At 61.9% G+C, this 17,338-nt stretch carries 17 protein-coding genes; 13 read left to right on the top strand and 4 right to left on the bottom strand.

What is annotated here, in order from left to right:
* The first annotated feature begins 2 nt into the window (after window positions 1-2).
* The 10 genes from leuS (at window position 3) to VGU25_00920 (ending at window position 9,960) form a co-directional block, all read left to right on the top strand.
* The gene (gene leuS, locus VGU25_00965; GenBank protein ID HEV2575753.1) at window positions 3-2,576 is read left to right on the top strand and encodes a leucine--tRNA ligase; all 2,574 of its coding nucleotides are present in this window, start codon (window positions 3-5) and stop codon (window positions 2,574-2,576) included.
* A complete protein-coding gene (locus VGU25_00960; protein ID HEV2575752.1) occupies window positions 2,573-3,505 on the top strand; it encodes a hypothetical protein in 933 nt (310 codons plus the stop codon). The genes leuS and VGU25_00960 overlap by 4 nt, the downstream gene beginning before the upstream one ends.
* 57 nt (window positions 3,506-3,562) lie before the next feature.
* The gene (locus VGU25_00955; GenBank protein ID HEV2575751.1) at window positions 3,563-3,733 is read left to right on the top strand and encodes a hypothetical protein; all 171 of its coding nucleotides are present in this window, start codon (window positions 3,563-3,565) and stop codon (window positions 3,731-3,733) included.
* Window positions 3,734-3,823: 90 nt separating this feature from the next.
* Complete coding sequence (gene treZ / locus VGU25_00950) at window positions 3,824-5,692, top strand: malto-oligosyltrehalose trehalohydrolase (protein HEV2575750.1); 1,869 nt, start codon at window positions 3,824-3,826, stop codon at window positions 5,690-5,692.
* A gap of 86 nt (window positions 5,693-5,778) precedes the next feature.
* Entirely contained in the window at window positions 5,779-6,348 is a 570-nt protein-coding gene (locus tag VGU25_00945) for a sigma-70 family RNA polymerase sigma factor (protein HEV2575749.1), read from the top strand.
* Window positions 6,345-6,839 carry a hypothetical protein gene (locus tag VGU25_00940; protein HEV2575748.1) on the top strand — a complete coding sequence of 165 codons (495 nt, stop codon included), beginning with the start codon at window positions 6,345-6,347 and terminating at the stop codon, window positions 6,837-6,839. The genes VGU25_00945 and VGU25_00940 overlap by 4 nt, the downstream gene beginning before the upstream one ends.
* Window positions 6,840-7,430, top strand: coding sequence for a periplasmic heavy metal sensor (locus VGU25_00935; protein ID HEV2575747.1), 591 nt, complete (start codon window positions 6,840-6,842; stop codon window positions 7,428-7,430). It begins immediately after the preceding gene.
* A gap of 74 nt (window positions 7,431-7,504) precedes the next feature.
* On the top strand, window positions 7,505-8,200 hold the full coding sequence (locus tag VGU25_00930; protein HEV2575746.1) for an NAD-dependent deacylase: 696 nt from the start codon (window positions 7,505-7,507) through the stop codon (window positions 8,198-8,200).
* A gap of 20 nt (window positions 8,201-8,220) precedes the next feature.
* The gene (locus VGU25_00925) at window positions 8,221-8,703 is read left to right on the top strand and encodes an NUDIX domain-containing protein (protein HEV2575745.1); all 483 of its coding nucleotides are present in this window, start codon (window positions 8,221-8,223) and stop codon (window positions 8,701-8,703) included.
* 57 nt (window positions 8,704-8,760) lie between these two features.
* Window positions 8,761-9,960 (top strand): MFS transporter, encoded by a 1,200-nt coding sequence (locus tag VGU25_00920; protein ID HEV2575744.1) that lies wholly within the window; start codon window positions 8,761-8,763, stop codon window positions 9,958-9,960.
* On the opposite strand, the gene VGU25_00915 is transcribed toward VGU25_00920, so the two are convergent.
* Both VGU25_00915 and VGU25_00910 read right to left on the bottom strand, forming a co-directional pair.
* Entirely contained in the window at window positions 9,957-10,478 is a 522-nt protein-coding gene (locus tag VGU25_00915) for a hypothetical protein (protein HEV2575743.1), read from the bottom strand. The two genes, VGU25_00920 and VGU25_00915, sit on opposite strands and share 4 nt — an antisense overlap.
* Window positions 10,479-10,554: 76 nt before the next feature.
* Window positions 10,555-11,064: a YraN family protein gene (locus VGU25_00910; GenBank protein ID HEV2575742.1), complete on the bottom strand. Its 510-nt coding sequence runs from the start codon at window positions 11,062-11,064 to the stop codon at window positions 10,555-10,557.
* Between the two features lie 123 nt (window positions 11,065-11,187).
* Between VGU25_00910 and VGU25_00905 the strand changes: the two genes are divergently transcribed.
* The 3 genes from VGU25_00905 (at window position 11,188) to VGU25_00895 (ending at window position 14,874) form a co-directional block, all read left to right on the top strand.
* Complete coding sequence (locus VGU25_00905) at window positions 11,188-12,828, top strand: CTP synthase (protein ID HEV2575741.1); 1,641 nt, start codon at window positions 11,188-11,190, stop codon at window positions 12,826-12,828.
* Window positions 12,825-13,487, top strand: coding sequence for a DUF4230 domain-containing protein (locus tag VGU25_00900; protein HEV2575740.1), 663 nt, complete (start codon window positions 12,825-12,827; stop codon window positions 13,485-13,487). Before VGU25_00905 ends, VGU25_00900 begins: the two co-directional genes overlap by 4 nt.
* 127 nt (window positions 13,488-13,614) lie before the next feature.
* A complete protein-coding gene (locus VGU25_00895; protein HEV2575739.1) occupies window positions 13,615-14,874 on the top strand; it encodes an acyltransferase in 1,260 nt (419 codons plus the stop codon).
* 3 nt (window positions 14,875-14,877) lie between these two features.
* Here VGU25_00895 and hemG read toward each other — a convergent pair whose 3' ends face one another.
* Together hemG and VGU25_00885 are read right to left on the bottom strand one after the other, a co-directional pair.
* Window positions 14,878-16,266, bottom strand: a complete 1,389-nt coding sequence (gene hemG / locus VGU25_00890) for a protoporphyrinogen oxidase (GenBank protein ID HEV2575738.1) — start codon at window positions 16,264-16,266, stop codon at window positions 14,878-14,880.
* Window positions 16,263-17,228, bottom strand: a complete 966-nt coding sequence (locus VGU25_00885; GenBank protein HEV2575737.1) for a ferrochelatase — start codon at window positions 17,226-17,228, stop codon at window positions 16,263-16,265. Before VGU25_00885 ends, hemG begins: the two co-directional genes overlap by 4 nt.
* Between the last annotated feature and the right edge of the window lie 110 nt (window positions 17,229-17,338).

Raw genomic sequence — 17,338 nt, 5'->3', positions numbered from 1 at the left:
GGATGGCTGACAAGAAAGAAGGATCTGTCGTGGAGGAGCGCGACAGCACACGGTATAACCCAGCGGAGATAGAGACGAAGTGGCAGGCGCGGTGGGATGCCGATGCCGAGCTGTATCGTGCGGAGGACCACGCGGCTGGCAAGCCGAAGTTCTACTGCCTGGAGATGCTGCCGTATCCCAGCGGCAAGCTGCACATGGGCCATGTGCGGAACTACTCCATCGGAGACGCGCTGGCGCGCTACATGTGGATGCGCGGTTACAACGTGCTGCACCCGATGGGGTGGGACGCGTTTGGATTGCCGGCGGAGAACGCTGCGATCAGCAACAAAACACCGCCGCGCGAGTGGACGCTGAGCAACATCGCGGCCATGCGCCAGCAGATGCGCCGCATGGGCTTCAGCTATGACTGGGCGACCGAAGTCACGACGTGCCTTCCGGATTACTACCGCTGGAACCAGTGGTTCTTCCTGAAGATGTACGAGCGCGGACTGGCGTACCGCAAATCCAGCAAGGTGAACTGGTGCCCCAAGTGCGCGACGGTTCTGGCGAATGAGCAGGTTGTGGGCGGCTACTGCTGGCGGCATGAGGACACTCTGGTCGAGCAGCGCGAACTGGAGCAGTGGTTTTTCCGCATCACCAACTATGCGGACGAGCTGCTGGACGGGTTGAACAAGCTGCCTGGCTGGCCGGACAAGGTGCGCACGATGCAGCGCAACTGGATCGGCCGCAGCGAGGGCGCGAACGTCGACTTCGGTGTGCAGGGCGCGTCGGACAAGATAACCGTCTTCACCACGCGGATCGATACGATCTTTGGCGCGACTTCGATCCAGCTTGCGCCGGAGCACGCGCTGGTGAAGGCGTGGGCGGCGGAGAATGCGCAGCTCGCGAAGGCGGTCGAGACGATGATCGCGGAGCAGAAAGTTGCGAGGGAGACGGGCGACATCGGCAACATCGAAAAACATGGTGTGGCGACCGGCGAGTTCGCGGTGAATCCATTCAACGGCGAGGCGCTGCCGATCTGGGTGGCGAATTATATCCTGGCAGACTACGGGACGGGCGCGATCATGAGCGTGCCTGCGCACGATGAACGCGACTACGAATTCGCGACGAAGTACGGATTGCCGATCAAGCGAGTGGTTGCTCCGGCAACTTCAGGGGGGGCGGGGGATGATTCGGGTGATCTGGCGCTGCCTTACGTTGCGGAAGATGATGCTGTCGTCGTGAACTCTGGCGAATGGACTGGTGAGTCCTGCCTCGAAGCACAGGACAAGATGGGCCGCTTCGCCGAAGAGCACAGCTTCGGCAAGCGCACGACGACCTTCCGCCTGAAGGATTGGGGCGTGAGTCGGCAGCGCTATTGGGGCACGCCGATCCCGATGGTCTACTGCGAGAAAGACGGCGTTGTGCCGGTGCCGGAGAGCGCGCTTCCGGTGCTGCTGCCGGAAAACATCGCGATCACGCAGGAGGGCGGGAGCCCGCTCGCGAAGGTGCCGGAGTTCGTGAACACGACGTGCCCGAAGTGCGGCGGACCGGCGCGGCGCGAGACCGATACGATGGACACGTTCGTCGACTCGAGCTGGTACTTCTACCGGTACACCGATGCGAAGAACTCGCGCGCGCCGTTCGATTCGGCGAAGGCGAACTATTGGTTCCCGATCGACCAGTACATCGGCGGTGTTGAGCACGCGATTCTGCATCTGATCTACTCGCGCTTCTGGACGAAGGTCATGCGCGATCTGGGCATGATCAAGAACGATGAGCCTGCAACACGACTCTTCACGCAGGGCATGGTGATTAAAGACGGCGCAAAGATGTCGAAGTCAAAGGGCAATGTCGTCTCGCCCGATGACATGATTGCGCGCTACGGCGCCGACGCGACGCGCATGTACGCGCTGTTTGCCGCGCCGCCAGACCGCGATCTCGAGTGGCAGGAGGAAGGCGTCGCCGGAGTTAGCCGCTTCCTCGCGCGCGTGTATCGCCTTGTGACCAAGTTCGCTCCCGCAGTGCGGAGCGTAGAGCGTGGTGCACATGGGGATGAGATCGCTGCGAAAGCGTTCGCCGCGCAGACACCTGCAGGCGCGGCACTGCTGCGCACGCTGCACCAGACGATTGCAAAGATCACCGAGGACTTCAGCGGCCGGTGGCACTTCAATACGTGCATCGCCGCGATCATGATCCTTGTGAACGAGATGATGGCAGCCGAGGCGAAGATGGATTCGGGCGAGATCTCCCCGGCAACGATTGCTGAGGTTATCCGCACTCTCGTGTTGTTGCTGGCTCCGTTTGCTCCGTTCGTCGCGGGGGAACTCTGGCAGGAGATTGGCGAGCGCGAGACGTTGCTGCGCCAGCCGTGGCCCAGCGCGGACGCAGAGCTAGCGCGCGAGAGCGAGATCGAGGTACCTGTTCAGGTGAACGGCAAGCTCGTGAGCGTGGTGAAGCTGTCGGCAGGCGCGGACGAGGAGGCGATCAAGGCCGCTGCTCTCGCAGATGAGAAGGTCGCCGCACGCGTTGCCGGAAAGACAATCGTGAAGATCATCGTCGTCAAGGGCAAGCTCGTCAATCTGGTGGTGAAGTGAGCCAACAGGTAGTTCGGACTGCGGCGGAGGTGAGCCGCAGGGCTGCACCGGTGCGCGGCACGCAATCGTTCGTCGGAGTCATGTTCGCCGTTTGGAAGCGGCCTTCGCTTACAGCGCTGGAGATTGCCTGGCGGTGGAGCTTTGGTCTGCTGGCGATTGGCTGCATCTGGCTCTTTGCCCGCGACATCATCCTGATGTGGACGCTGAAGGTCCGTGACATAGAGCCGATCTTGCTGCGCGGTCACCTCGTCGCGCGTGGAACGATCGATGTGCAGACGTATCTATGGCCGCTGCTCGTCGCAATTGCCGGGTGGTCGGTGTTTCGCAGCTTTGGTCGTGGAGCGGTGCTGCGCCGGTGGGATAAATCGCTTGCTCGACGCCCCGGAAGCATGATCCCGCTCATGTTGCTGCGCGCCTATTCATTTGCGGCGCTGCTGCTTCTATGGCTCGCATTGCTGATTCATATCGCGCGCAGTTGCGTCTGGAGTCCGATGGAGCGCAACCTGGAGCCGTCGTATGTTCCGGGTTTTGCGATGGCTGTCGCCGTGACACTACTCGTGTTTCTGCTGTGGGCCACAACGAGCTGGATACTGCGGATCGCGCCGATCCTCGCGATGTCCCGCGGCCTAGGTGCGCTCGCAAGTCTTCGCGCGGCGATGCGCCTTGGTGCGCTGCGGTCGAAGCTCATCGAGATCAATCTTGTGATGGGCATCGTAAAGGTGGCTCTCATCGTACTGGCGCTGGTCTTTTCGTCTTGCCCGCTGCCGTTTGAGAATGTGGAGTCGCAGACGTTCCTCACGTGCTGGTGGATCGGAGTGGGTGTGCTCTACCTGGTTGGCTCGGATTATTTCCATGTGGTCCGGGCGGCGGCCTACGATTCGCTCTTGCGACTGCACAATCCGCTTCTGGATACTGACCTAAGCCGCTGAAACTGCATCGTAGAGGGTGGGCCACTACGACTGCGCAGACGCGCTGGAGGAGAACGAATGTCCTTCGCTTTGTATCTCGTTGGAACGATTATTTTGATTGCCGGTGTGGCCTACGTTGCGCACCTTGCACACGTGCCAGAGCACTGGATTATCGCCATGGCGGTCGTGTTGCTGGGAGCGGGCGTGATGGGAGCGGTGGCGTCGACACGCCGTCGCGACCCGAATTAGCGGAACATTTTCAGGCCTCGGGTTCGAACTGCCTTGTCGGCATCTTTGGTCGCTCGCAGCACGTCTCGGCCGTAAGAGTGAGCAAACGAGATGCACGATTTCTCCGCCGAAGTCGCTGCCGTCCAGCAGCCGAGATCCAATCCAAACCAGGGGCCTTCTGCGAAGCGAATCTCCGCGGCGCCGCAGTTCGGTCCGGAGCTGCGCGACGAAGGCGGCGCGATCTTTCGACTGTTCGCGCCCGCTGCGTCGTCGGTTGGTTTGGCGCTCGATGAACACGCACAGAATCCACGCGGCCCTTTAGCCATGCGAAATTGCGGCAACGGCTGGCACGAGCTTGCCGTCGACGAAGCCGGTCCCGGCACTCAATATCGCTTTGTGCTGCCCGATGGCTTTCGCGTGCCGGATCCTGCGTCTCGATACGCACCTTTAGGCGTGCACGGCCCGAGTGAGCTCGTCGATCCGAAGGCTTATTGCTGGCATGACGAAGATTGGCACGGTCGTCCCTGGAGCGAGGCCGTTCTCTACGAGTTGCATATCGGCACCTTCACGCCTGAGGGTACCTTTCGTGCAGCCGCGGCGAAACTCGATTTCCTGCGCGATCTTGGCATCACCGGCGTTCAGCTGATGTGCCTGTGTGCCTTCGCAGGCCAGCGCAGCTGGGGTTATGACGGCGTTCAGATCTACGCTCCGGATGCGACCTACGGCCGTCCCGATGATCTCAAGGCGTTCATTGACGCAGCGCATGCGCGTGGAATTATGGTCATCCTCGATGTGGTCTACAACCACTTCGGTTCGGAGGGGAACTACATCCCGCGGTATTTTCCGGAGATCTTCAGCAAGGAACACAAGACTGCCTGGGGACCAGGTTTGAACTTCGATGGACCTGGATGCGGTGAGGTCCGCGAGTTCATCGTGGAGAATGCGCTTCACTGGACGGGCGAATTCCATGTGGACGGCCTAAGGATCGACGCCTCGCACGCGCTGATCGACAACAGCCCTCACCACATCCTGAACGAGATCTCGGAGCGCGTCCACGCAACCGCGGGCCGGCGCGATACGCACCTCATCCTCGAGAACGAGCAGACCATCGCGCAATTGTTGAAGCGGGACCCAAAGGGCCAAGCGCCGTACAGCGCGCAGTGGAATCACGCTGTGGACCACATCCTTGGCCTGGCGATGAATACCGAATGCGATGCTACGGACGATGGCCAACTCCACGCGACGGGAGAGCTGGCGCGGGCTCTGGCGGAAGGCTTCTTTGCCGGCGACCTCTCCTGCTCGGTGGAGGACGGGGCCTCAGTCCCGCCGACTGCGTTCGTGAGCTTCATCCAGACTCATGACCTGATTGGGAACCGTGTCTTCGGCGAACGCGTGGAGCAGCTTGCAAGCCCGGACGCGGTGCGCGCGATCGCCGCAGTGTTACTCCTGCTGCCGCAGATTCCCATGCTGTTTATGGGTGAGGAATGGGCTGCATCCACGCCGTTTCCGTACTTTTCGGATTACGGGGGCGAACTCGCCAAGGCTGTCCGGCAGGGCCGTGCCGAGCAGATGATGCGCACAAGCCATGTCGATGCTGAGACCTTGAGCCGCGCCCCCGACCCGCAGGCCGAATCCACGTTTCTCTCGGCGAAGCTGCAGTGGGGCGATCTCGATGAGCCGCTGCACGCTGCTCAGGTTGACTGGTATCGCCGGGTGCTCGCCGTCCGGCGCGAACGGATTTTGCCGCTGCTCGATCGCTTCACCCAGCGCTGCGGAACGTATGAGGTCAGGGGCGTAGGTCAGTTCGAGTGCGAATGGGCCCTTGGAAGCGGCGGACGCCTGAATCTTGCCGCCAATCTCTGTTCAGCGCCATCGGAAACCAAATCTCTCCAGCCCAGCGAAGACGTGCTTTGGTTGGAGGGAACGCAGCAGGATTCTGGCGGGTTGGGGCCTTGGTCTGTGCGGTGGCAGACAATCTAGCTGTGTGATGTATCGCTGCGCGACGCAGTACGCCGTGTGTACTCGCAAATTGCCGAATTTCCGTCTACCCTTGCATGCAAATGGCTATGGCGACGGATGTTCTCCGCCTTCCCAGCCGTGAGCGTGCGCTCACTGAGCTGGACGATATCGAAGAGTTGGTTCAAACGCACCGCGCGCGGCTGCTGCGGTTCGTTACGTTCTCACTTGGGGACGAGGACCTTGCTGCCTCAATTGTGCAGGACTGCTTCGTTAAGGCGTGGACAAACCGCCACAACTTCCGTGGCGACTGCAGCGTGCAGACGTGGCTGCACTCCATCGCGCTGAACCTTGTCCGCGACTATCAGCGCACGCAGAAGTTCCGCTTCTGGAAGCAGGTGCGCAAAACGGCGACGGACGTGACCGAGGTTGCCGGCATGCTGCCCAGCGCAGCCAGCTCGCCGGAGGAGCAGCTCCTCGCACGCGAGCGGGCCCGCGAGGTTGCGGAGATCCTGCAGACGCTCTCCTTGAATCAGCGCACCGCCTTCGTCCTCCGCTTCCAGGAGGAGCTGGACCTCAGCGATATTGCGGAGACGATGGGAATGCCGATCAACACCGTAAAGACCCACCTGCATCGCGCTGTGCGCACCGTGCGCGCACGAATGGGAGGAAGGCGATGAACCTCAATCATCTGACCGATGAACAGTTCGCAGACCTTCTGGCCGGACACAAGAGCGACGAATGCGCTCGCGTTCATCTCGAGAGCTGCGCCGCATGCCGGCAGGAGCTTGCCGGTATGACGGCCGCTGTCGGCGATCTCAACTTCGCAAGCCTGCGCTGGGCGGAGAAGCGTGCTGCGCGCATCGAAACTCCGTCTGTCTGGACGCTCAACTGGCATGCGCTTCCCGGCTGGGGAGCGACGATGGCTGCTGTTCTCATCTTCGGGGTGGCGCTCGGCGCGCACATGCAGGTCCGCAATTCAGTCGAGCCGGCGCTGCAACCTAGCCATACCGTCTCCGCTCCGTCAGCCGATGAACTCGCCGAAGACAATCAACTGATGCGTTCGATTGACAACGAGCTGAGTGAGCAGGGACCGCAGGTTCTGGCCGCTGATGCGGATGCTTCTTCACGTGCGACACATCATCGTTCGATCCGCGAGGTGTCGAACTAAATGCCGCCACGCAACCAGATCCGCGTGCGTCCCAAGCGTCTGCTGATGCAGGCGACGCTGGCGCTCGCTCTTCTGGTGATTTTCTCCATGCCGAAGGTCGCCGTTGCCCAGCATCATGGCGGTGGCGCCGGCGGCGGTGGTTTTCCCGGCGGGGGAATGTCCGGCGGCGGTGGCATGCACGATGGTATGGGCCGCGATTTTCCGCGGGGCGGCAACGTTCCCGAGATGAGTCGTAACGGCAACGTCAGGATGCATGCCGGGCTGCAGGTTGGGCCGCCCGGGCGCTGGTGGGATGACAAGCATTTTGCCAAGCAATTGAAGCTGAGCGACGATCAGCAGCGGCGCATGGACGCGATCTTCGAGCAGAGCCGTCCGGTCCTGCTGAATCGGCTCGAGAGCCTTGAAAAGGAAGAGCAGCGCATGGAGGTGCTTACGCACGCCAAGACGCTCGACGAAGCGGCGTTGTTCACCCAGATCGATCGCATCGAGCAGGCCCGTGCCGACCTCAGCAAGGCGAATCTGCATTACCTGGTCCAGCTTCGGAGCGAACTCGATCAGGATCAGATCTCCAGCCTGGAAGATCAGCACTAGCCGCTGTTTCAATTCCACGAAAAGCCATGCAACCGCTCGATGACCTTTTGTGCATCGAGCAGTCATAATCGCATATGCGCTTCGGCCCGCAGGACCGGCTCTTTGTTCTAACCGGCGCCGGTATTTCCGCGGAGAGCGGCCTCGCCACCTTCCGCGGGTCGGGAGGATTGTGGAACGGCTACCGGGTTGAGGAGGTCGCTACGCCCGAAGCCTGGCAGGCGAATCGCGAGCTCGTCTGGCGGTTCTACTCCATGCGCCGCCGCGATGCGATGGCCGCCGAGCCCAACACTGCTCACCGCGCACTCGCGGCCCTTGAAGAGCAGATGGGTGACCGTTTTTACCTCTGCACACAGAACGTCGATGACCTGCACGAGCGCGGTGGCTCACGCCGCATTCATCACATGCACGGCACGCTGTTCGAATCCCGCTGCGTCCGCTGTGATCAGCCATTCTCTGACAAGAACTTCTATGAGTCTTCCGACGCGCTTCCGGAGTGCAAGATCTGCAGTGCGCCCGTGCGTCCGCACATTGTGTGGTTCGGAGAGATGCCGCTCGATATGAACCAGATCTATCGAGAGCTGGATCGCGCGACCGTTCTCCTCGTCATCGGGACTTCGGGCTCGGTATATCCGGCCGCTGGTTTCGTGCACGTCGCGAATCAGCGCGGTATCAAGACGATGTACATCGGTCCGGAAGAGCCGCAGAACGCGGACGCCTTTGATGAGATTCTGTTAGGAACGGCCACGGAGCTCGTTCCCCGGCTGCTATAGATTCGGGAGCTTTACGGCAGATGCCAAAACGCAGTGCGGGTTTACTGATGTACAGGATTCGCAACCATAGCATCGAGGTGTTCCTCGTCCATCCTGGCGGACCCTTCTGGGAAAAGAAAGACGACGGCGCTTGGACGATCCCCAAAGGGCAGTTCTTCGATGACGAACAGCCGCTGGATGCCGCCAAGCGTGAGTTTCAGGAAGAGACGAGCTTCATTCCCAATGGTGAGTTCATTCCACTCGGGAAGATTCGTCAGTTGAGTGGAAAGCTTGTCGAAGCGTGGGCGTTTGAGGGGGACTGCAATCCGGACGATCTGCGCAGCATCACGTGCGAGGTCGAGTGGCCGCCGCGTTCCAAGCGCATGATTGAAGTTCCCGAGGTCGATCGCGGCGGATGGTTCTCCATCGATGACGCTCACCGCGCGATCCTCGCGGCCCAGCGTCCTTTCCTCAAATCCCTGTGCGCGGCTCTCGGCAGCAACGCCTTGGGGAACCTACCGTAACTCCCGATGCGCGCCCGCACGCCACTCCAGCGCCGTCATCCCTCTGAAACACGTAGCATGACAGGAAATATCACCCTGCCGCGCGCTGCGAGGATCAGTTTGAGGATTGGTCTGTATCTTGGGTTCTCCGCAACAGGAGTAAGCCTGGCGCTGCCGGGAGCTCTGCTGCCGTTGTTGCTGCGGCGCTGGAGCCTCGGCGACGCGCGTGGCGGCCTGCTGCTCTTCTGTTTTTTTCTCGCGACCACGGCAGGAGCGCTCGTCTCCCGCGGTCGAATGAACCGCTCCATCGCACGCGGCGCGCTGCTGACGGCCATCGGAGCCGCCTGGCTCGGATTCGCCAACCTCGGCTGGGGCTTTGCAGCCATAATCGTCTACGGCCTCGGCCTCGGTATCGCGATGACCTCAACCAGCCTGCTTATCTCGCGCGAATTTCCCGCGGAACGTCGCATCGAGATGATGCGGCTGAATCTCCTCTGGGCTGCCGGCGCCTGCGCCGGTCCGTGGCTCGCTCTCGGAGGCCAGTCGCTGCGCACTGGCAATTTTGGTGCACGACCGCTGCATGTTCTCCTCGGCCTCGCGGCCTTTTTCGCCGTGTTCGCACTCTGGGTCTGGCTCGCGCACGAGCGTCGTAATCTTGCTGCACCGGATGCAGCCACAGGCGCCGCTGCTGCAGGTCCATCCCACCGCTGGCCGCTCGCACAGGTCCCGTTTGCTTTACTCATCCTGGTTTTCTGCGCGACTGGCGTGGAGAGCTCGACTGGAGGTTGGCTCGCAGCGTATGCACAACGGCTCGGCGAAACAGCGAGGATTACGATTGGTGCGGCGACTGCGTTCTGGGCTGGCTTGCTTGGCAGCCGTCTCGTGCACTCGCTGCGCGTCTTGACCCGCATCAGCGAACGCGCGGTGCTGGCGCTCAGCGCAGGCTTCGCGGCCGCCGGCCTCACGATTCTGGTCGCCTGGCCGGGGCCCGCCATCAGCGTCTTCGCGGCCTTTCTCGTTGGCTTTGGAGCTGGCCCAATCTATCCGCTCCTGCTGGCGATTGTTCTGCGGCACCGCGAGACGCGCGGCGTATTTGTTCTCGCAGGGTGCGGCTCGTCGGCACTGCCGCTGCTCACCGGAGCGATGTCGGGCTGGGTGCACTCACTCTCGGCCGGCCTGTGCGTTCCGCTTGCGGCCGCTTCCATGATGACGATCCTCAGCCTCACCGTGCCGAGCGGCCCCTCAATTGTTGTTGTGCCCGAGCCTCCGCGCGCTTAGTACTCGAGGATGTGCGGAGCAGGCCAGGTCATCGTGCCGTCAGCCCGGCTCACATACATGAAGACCTTGTGTCCCGGTTTGGTGTTCGGCGGCTCACCCGGACCCGCAGGCACAATCCCATCCTGCAGATTCACGCGCACCGCAACAATGATGCCGGTGCCAAACGCGCCCGTACCATCTGTCTTCGAGATGTCGACGTGATGTGACGTGATCGGCGCGTGCACCGGCGAGTACGTGGTCCAGTCCTGGGTAAAGCGGGCCAGCGGATAGCCGGAATCCGGGTGCCCGTTCTCGTAGATGTCGTATGCCTTCGCGTAGTCCTGCGACTCGAGCGCGTTGAAGAAGCTGTTCACCCGGTGCTCGGCGCCAAGATTCGTGAACAGCCACCCGTGCCCCATGATGTAGCCGGCAAATGTCAGGATCACGAGCAACAGAACAGCGACCCCTGTTCCAATGAGAATGTCGACTTTGCGGCGTTCACCGCGCGCGTCGTACTCGGGCGCATCCATCAGGCTCATCGTGCAGACGGCTCCTTCGTCGCCTCTTTAAATCACCTCTCTACTATAGACACCGCCGTCCGCACCGTGGTTCGCCTTACCACGATTCCCGGTAAGGAAACGCGTCCCTGATGTGCTCGAACTCCGGCTCATCGGTCACCAGGTACACAGAGACCACGTCGAACCTTACCGGGACGCGCCCGCGAAGCCGCTCCGGAAGCTGACCCACCCACGCCGCCGTCACTCTGCGCAACTGCTTCTGCTTCGGGGCGTTCACCGCAACCTCCGCCGGGAACAGATCGCGCGCCGTACGGGTCTTCACCTCAAACACGACCAGGGTGTGGCCATCCCATCCCACCAGGTCCAGATCGCCCTTCACCCGCGTCGCGACCCACCTCCGCGCCACAATCGTGTACCCCCGCGACCGCAGGTGAAAGAACGCCAGGTCCTCGCCGAGTTCCCCGGTCAGCAGATGTTCCGGTTTCGAACTCTCGCCAAGTCCTCGCGCCCGCGCAGCCGCACGCCTGTCCGCCAGCCTTCGCAACGCAAGATAGCTCCGCCGCTCAACAGCCAGCAACCGATTGCTCAGCGTCTCCAGCAAATTCACAGGGCCCGTTAGCCTTCCTCAGCTCTCCTCAAAACCTTACCGCAAGTCCGATCCCCCGGCTGCGGTATACTTGATTGTGCACACCAGGCACATCCGAAACTCACAACTCAAGGGGTCGCTATCGTGTCAGCAAAGTACATCTTTGTGACGGGCGGTGTTGTGTCTTCGCTGGGCAAAGGCCTGGCCGCTGCTTCCATTGGCTGCCTTCTCGAGGCGCGCGGCCTGCGCGTCAACCTGATGAAGTTCGACCCCTACCTCAACGTCGACCCAGGCACCATGTCGCCCTTCCAGCACGGCGAAGTCTTCGTTACCGACGACGGCGCCGAGACCGACCTCGACCTCGGCCACTACGAGCGCTTCACCCACGCCAAGCTCTCGCGCGACAACAACCTCACCACTGGCCGCATCTACGAGCAGATCATCACCAAGGAGCGCCGCGGCGACTACCTCGGCAAGACCGTCCAGGTCATCCCGCACGTCACCAACGAGATTAAGGCCGCCGCGCGCAAGATCGGCGCCGACTGCGACGTCGCCATCGTCGAGATCGGCGGCACCGTCGGCGACATCGAATCGCTCCCATTCCTCGAAGCCATCCGCCAGATGCGCCAGGAGATGGGCCGCGACAACACCTGCTTCGTCCACGTCACACTCATCCCCTGGATCGCCGCCGCGCAGGAGCTGAAGACCAAACCCACGCAGCACTCCGTCAAGGAGATGCTATCCATCGGAATCCAGCCGGACATCCTCCTCTGCCGCGCCGATCGCGCCGTCCCGCGCGAGATGCGTTCGAAGATCGCCGCCTTCTGCAACGTTGAAGAGGCCGCCGTCGTCGTCGCCCGTGATGTCCCCAGCATCTACGAGGTCCCGCTCAACTTCGCCGTGGAAGGCGTCGACGCGCTCGCGCTCAAGTACCTCCGCATCGATGCGAAAGACGCCGACCTCACAAAGTGGAAGGACCTAGTTCACCGCGCCTACAACCCAGCCGACGAAGTCTCCATCGGCATTGTCGGCAAGTATGTCGAGTATGAGGACAGCTACAAATCGCTCAAAGAAGCCCTCGTCCACGGTGCGCTCGCCGAGAACCTCAAGCTCCGCGTCACGTGGATCGAAGCCGAAGGCCTCGAGGGAGACAACTACGAGTCACAACTCGAAGGCTTCGACGGCATCCTGGTTCCCGGCGGCTTCGGCAAGCGCGGCATCGAAGGCATGCTGAACGCCATCCGCTACGCGCGCGAGAACAAGGTCCCGTACTTCGGCATCTGCCTCGGCATGCAGACCGCCTGCATCGAGTACGCGCGCAACGTCTGCGGCCTCTCGAAAGCCAACTCCGGTGAGTTCGACCCAGCGACGCCGCACCGCATCATCTACAAGCTCCGCGAGCTCATCGGCGTAGAAGAGATGGGCGGCACCATGCGCCTCGGCGCGTGGACCTGCATCCTCGAGCCCGGCTCACTCGCCGCGAAGGCATACGGGACTACAGAGATCAGCGAACGCCATCGCCACCGTTACGAGTTCAACCGCGAGTACGAACCCATCCTCACCGGCGCGGGCCTTCGCCTCACCGGCACCACGCCCGACGCGACTTACGTCGAGATCGTCGAAATCCCCGACCATCCGTTCTTCCTAGGCTGCCAGTTCCACCCCGAGTTCAAATCCAAGCCGCTCGAGCCGCATCCGATCTTCCACGCGTTCGTGAAGGCCAGCTACGCGAACCGCGGTCTTCGCGGCGCCGAGCGCATGGTCCGAGCCGAGGTTGAAGCGTGACCTCACAGTACGAATACGGCTACGGCCGCCGGCCCGGATCAGGTCTCCTCTACGTCAGCATTCTCAGCCTGGTGATCGGCGGGACACTGCTGGCGGTCTTCGTGCATCGCGCCCGCAGCGGATGGCCCGGACGCCTCGCGTCCGCCATCGCGGGCCGATCGCTCACCGTGGTCAGCGCGCCGGATGTGGTCGAAAAGATCCAGCAGTTGAACCGGCTCGAAACCGTCAAGTACTCGCTCGACACCATCGTTGAGGGCGATGAATCGAGCCCTGTACTTCCTGACGCACTCGCCGGCGACAAGCTCTTGATGATCGTGCACGGCAGCACGGTCGCCGGCGTTGACCTGAGCCAGTTGAAGCCCGAGAGCGTCCAGATTACCGAGACACCGAACGGACGCAATATTCAACTCACGCTGCCTGCAAGCCAGGTGTTTCAAACCACCGTCGACGAAGCGAAGAGCCGCGTCTACGCGCGCAACACAGGCCTTTTTGTAAGCGCCGATCCCAACCTCGAATCAGCAACCCGCGCTAAGGCACAGGCTGAGCTTCAACAGGCCGCGCTCAGCGATGGAATCCTCGACGCCGCCAGCAAAAATGCTCGTGTCGCGGTGATTGCGCTGCTGCAGGGGCTTGGATTTGCGCACGTCGACGTGCGGTAGTCTGGTCGTCCGCTGGGCCCGTCTTAACCCAACATGCCGCGCGAAATCGCCGTGAAAAATGGCTTCCGCGCTGCGACTCGGATGCTCGAACAAGCGTCCTAACCCTGAGGGATTGGAAAGCCGTTTGATGCATGTGCTGGAAGAGAAAGCGCCGACCTCCACCGGTGAGCCCGCGGGCAAACTGCAGCCGGTGACCGCGCTGCACCCGAAGGTGAAGCCAGGCGCACCGGCCTACATGCGAAAGCCGGCGCTGCCGGCGCTCACCGGCATTCGCTCGCTGCTGGCGCTTACCATCATGCTCTTCCACTTCACGCCCAACGGCCTCACCTGGGCTGCGCATCCGCGCTTCACGCTTTACCCCATCATCAACATTGGCTACGTCTTCGTCAGCTTCTTCTTCGTCATCTCCGGCTTCATTCTTTATTACAACTACGCAGAGCGGCCGGGCGGCGTGAACGCAATTGATTTCTGGGTAGCGCGCGCCAGCCGTCTCTATCCGATTTACCTGCTGACGATGCTCGTTTCCATTCCGATGCTCGCCGTCGAGTGGCACTCGCGCTCCCACTCGCAATTCGTCGTCGGTGTCATCACTACTCCGCTGCTCATCCAGGGATTTTTCCCGCGCCTCGCCACCTTCTGGAACACCGTAAGCTGGACGCTCTCCTGCGAGGTCGCGCTCTATCTGCTTTTCCCATGGCTCGTGAAGGTGCGTCTGCCAAGGAATGTGTTCAAGCTCATCGCCATGGGCTTAGGTTTCTGGCTGCTCGGCATGGTGCCGCACGCCATCTATCTCCTGACCAACCCCGATCACCTCGCTCACGCGCCCGATCGCTATAGCACCGGCGTCTATATCGAGTTTCTGAAGTACACGCCGCTTCCATATCTCTGCACCTTCCTCTGCGGCATCACCATCGGGAGGATTCATCAGCAGGCGAAGCTTGCAGTTCGCGGGCGCATGATCGTCGGCCTCGTCGGCTTCGCGATCGCATGGTTCTGCTGCTATCACCTCGCCAACCAGATGCCATACCTCCTGGTGCACGGCGGCCTGCTCACGCCGGTCTTCGGCATGATCATCCTCGGCCTTGCCGGCCCAAGCCCGCTGGCAACAATCTTCTCGTGGCGTCCGCTTGTCGCCATCGGCACATCAACGTACTGCCTCTACCTGCTGCACTTCAATCTGTTCCAACTCATCCATGAACATAATCTGCCCTCGCGCCTGCACGTTGCGTGGATCGACCCATGGATCAGCTACGTGTTCATCGTTCTGGTCGCAATGGCGGCGCGCAAATGGGTCGAGCATCCGTTCCAGATCATGATCGGCAACTGGTGGAAGCGCAAACGCGCAGCCCAGCACAAAGAACGCGAACGCCTCGCAATCGCCGCCTAGCGGTTAGCCGACCGCCGCGACGATCTTCCGCGCTGTAGCGCGAGCGTCCCGAATCAAATCCGGAATCCCAACGCCGCGATAGCTATTCCCAAGCAGGTGTAGCCCTGGAACCTGCGCAACCAGCTCTTCCAGCTTTGCAATCCGCTCCAGATGTCCAACCTCATACTGCGGCAGGCTTCGCGGCAATCGCCGAACCACCTGTACCGCCGGCTCCGGAATCGGTCCCAGAATCTCCCGCAACTGCTCCAGCGCACAAACTGCAATCACCTCATCTGTCCGTGATGCCAGAGCCTCCGCGCTCCTGCCTCCAAAGAACGCCCGCATCACACGCGCTCCCTCCGGCGCCCGATGCGGAAACTTCTGATCCACGAACGTGCACGCCAGAAGCTGCTCCTCGCCGGCCGATCCATCAGGCACAAGAAAGCCGAATCCCGACGGAATCGCGAAGCTGCGCGCAACCTCCTCAGGCCATGCAAACGCCGCGAGTACAGCGGAACTCGCATCACTCGGCAGCAGCGCTGCAGCTTCAGTGCTCACCGATTCAAGCAGACGGCGCGTGCTATCCGTCGAGGTCGAAAGGATCACCTCATCGAATTCAATATCCGCGAGCGCGCTGACCTTCGACTCCAGGTGAATGCGCGCGCGAGAAAGCTGCGTCACGAGCGTTTCAGTCAGTGATCCGACCCCTCTGCGCAGACTGGTGAAGATCGGCTGCGGCGCACGAAGACGCTGACGCGCGCGCGCATGCAATCCGGCGATCAGCGATCCGTGCTCGCGGTCCATCGCCACGAACTGCGGCATCACGGCACGTACAGAGAGCTTATGCACATCGCCGCCGAAGACTCCGCTGAGCAACGGTGCCGCGAGCGTGCTCAGCACCTCCTCGCCGAAGTGACGCCGAACGAAGTCTGCAACAGACTCATCGTGATTCGGCGCAGACGCTTTGAGCTCATCCGCGCGAGTGAACTCATCCGCATAAGCCTTCTTCGCGCACTCGGAGAACAGTGGTGACGCTTCAAGAGCGCTGAGGTCTTCAGGGACCATCATGCGCATGCGGTCAGGGATGGGCTGCAGTTTGCCGTCGATCAGGATGTACGTTTTTCGCGTTGCGTCGTTCGAATAAATCAGGTCCGATTCAAGTCCAAGTTCGATGGCAAGTTCGCGGGCCCAGGGTTTTTCGCTCACCCAGCCGTCGGGTCCGCCTTCCAAGATCCATTCGCCAAACTCGACTTCGGGCGTGGTGATGCGCGTGGTTTCGATGATGCCGCCGAGACGATCGCTTGCTTCGTACAGGTGCCAGTCGATCGCTGAGCCGCGCTTGCGTGCGAGTTCGAGCTCATAGGCGGCAGTCAGTCCGCTGATTCCTCCGCCGATGATGGCGATGCGCTTCATGCCAGCACGTGCGCCAGCGCGCGGATCAGTGTCTGCGAATCGTTGAGGCTTTCAGGGCGATACAGCTTCATGCCGAGTGCGCTCGCAACCTCGCGGAAGTTGATGTCGATGTCGTAGAGGATCTCGACGTGATCGCACAGAAATCCGATCGGCTGAATCACGACGGCTTTGTGTCCTTCTTCCGCAAGCGCCTTCAGCGTGTCTTCTACTGTCGGCCCGATCCACGGAGCTCCAGCCACGCCTTGCGATTGAAACGCGAAGTACCACTCATGGTCCTGTAATCCAACAAGCTTTGCAACGCTCGCCGCGGTCTGCTTGCACTCGATTGGATACGGGTCACCCTCGGTCGCGGCGCCATAGCTCTGGATGCCTTCGGCGGGCACCGGGCCGGCGTTCGCCGCTTCCTCCGCTGTAGTCGCGCGGATGGTGCGGCAGGGGACGGAGTGCGCGGTGAAGAGGACGGGCGCGTGGGCTTCGGCGAGGACGGGTTGCAGGCGTTCGGCGAAGGCCTGGGCGAGGAGGGGTTCGTCGGCCCAGCCGGCGATGAAGTCGTAGGTGAATGCGCCGGCGACGGCTGCGTCGAGGGCGCGTTTATAGAGACCTGTCGAGGTGCGTGAGTTTTGGGGGGCGAGGCAGAGGACGCGGGCGTGGGTGACGCCGTCGGAACGCATCTGCGCGACGGTGTCGGCGATGAAGGGGTGCCAGTTGCGCATGCCGACGTAGACCTTGCAGCCGATCTGTTTTTCGAGGAGTTCGGCCTGTCGGAGGGTCCAGCGGGTGAGGGGAGGGCCGGCGGGGAGTGGGTCTTCACGGAGGCCGATCTCGGCGTAGCGGTGCTGGAGCTCGGAGATGATGTGCGGGGGCATGGGGCGGCCGCCGGTGACATGCTGGAGGTAGTCGGACATCTCGCTGAGGCGGTTGGGGGTGCCGTGCGCGAGGAGGAGGATGGCGGTGCGGCTCATGCGTCTTTCTATGGTACGGGGTGGGTACCCCCCTCCCCCTGTTTTTTGCGCAAAATCTTCAATCGAGAGAATTTAGGGGTGGACCTTCCCGTTTTGGGAAGGGAAAGCCC

It is taken from the genome of Acidobacteriaceae bacterium (assembly GCA_035944135.1).
In the GTDB taxonomy this organism is placed as follows: domain Bacteria; phylum Acidobacteriota; class Terriglobia; order Terriglobales; family Acidobacteriaceae; genus Granulicella.
This window is presented reverse-complemented; position numbering and strand designations above follow the sequence as displayed.

What these genes read in the sequence shown, in the direction of transcription:
- leuS (HEV2575753.1), top strand. Translation starts at nt 3, where the DNA reads ATGGCTGACAAGAAAGAAGGATCTGTCGTGGAGGAGCGCGACAGCACA.
- VGU25_00955 (HEV2575751.1), top strand. Translation starts at nt 3,563, where the DNA reads ATGTCCTTCGCTTTGTATCTCGTTGGAACGATTATTTTGATTGCCGGT.
- treZ (HEV2575750.1), top strand. Translation starts at nt 3,824, where the DNA reads ATGCACGATTTCTCCGCCGAAGTCGCTGCCGTCCAGCAGCCGAGATCC.
- VGU25_00945 (HEV2575749.1), top strand. Translation starts at nt 5,779, where the DNA reads ATGGCGACGGATGTTCTCCGCCTTCCCAGCCGTGAGCGTGCGCTCACT.
- VGU25_00940 (HEV2575748.1), top strand. Translation starts at nt 6,345, where the DNA reads ATGAACCTCAATCATCTGACCGATGAACAGTTCGCAGACCTTCTGGCC.
- VGU25_00935 (HEV2575747.1), top strand. Translation starts at nt 6,840, where the DNA reads ATGCCGCCACGCAACCAGATCCGCGTGCGTCCCAAGCGTCTGCTGATG.
- VGU25_00930 (HEV2575746.1), top strand. Translation starts at nt 7,505, where the DNA reads ATGCGCTTCGGCCCGCAGGACCGGCTCTTTGTTCTAACCGGCGCCGGT.
- VGU25_00925 (HEV2575745.1), top strand. Translation starts at nt 8,221, where the DNA reads ATGCCAAAACGCAGTGCGGGTTTACTGATGTACAGGATTCGCAACCAT.
- VGU25_00920 (HEV2575744.1), top strand. Translation starts at nt 8,761, where the DNA reads ATGACAGGAAATATCACCCTGCCGCGCGCTGCGAGGATCAGTTTGAGG.
- VGU25_00915 (HEV2575743.1), bottom strand. Translation starts at nt 10,478, where the DNA reads ATGAGCCTGATGGATGCGCCCGAGTACGACGCGCGCGGTGAACGCCGC.
- VGU25_00895 (HEV2575739.1), top strand. Translation starts at nt 13,615, where the DNA reads ATGCATGTGCTGGAAGAGAAAGCGCCGACCTCCACCGGTGAGCCCGCG.
- hemG (HEV2575738.1), bottom strand. Translation starts at nt 16,266, where the DNA reads ATGAAGCGCATCGCCATCATCGGCGGAGGAATCAGCGGACTGACTGCC.
- VGU25_00885 (HEV2575737.1), bottom strand. Translation starts at nt 17,228, where the DNA reads ATGAGCCGCACCGCCATCCTCCTCCTCGCGCACGGCACCCCCAACCGC.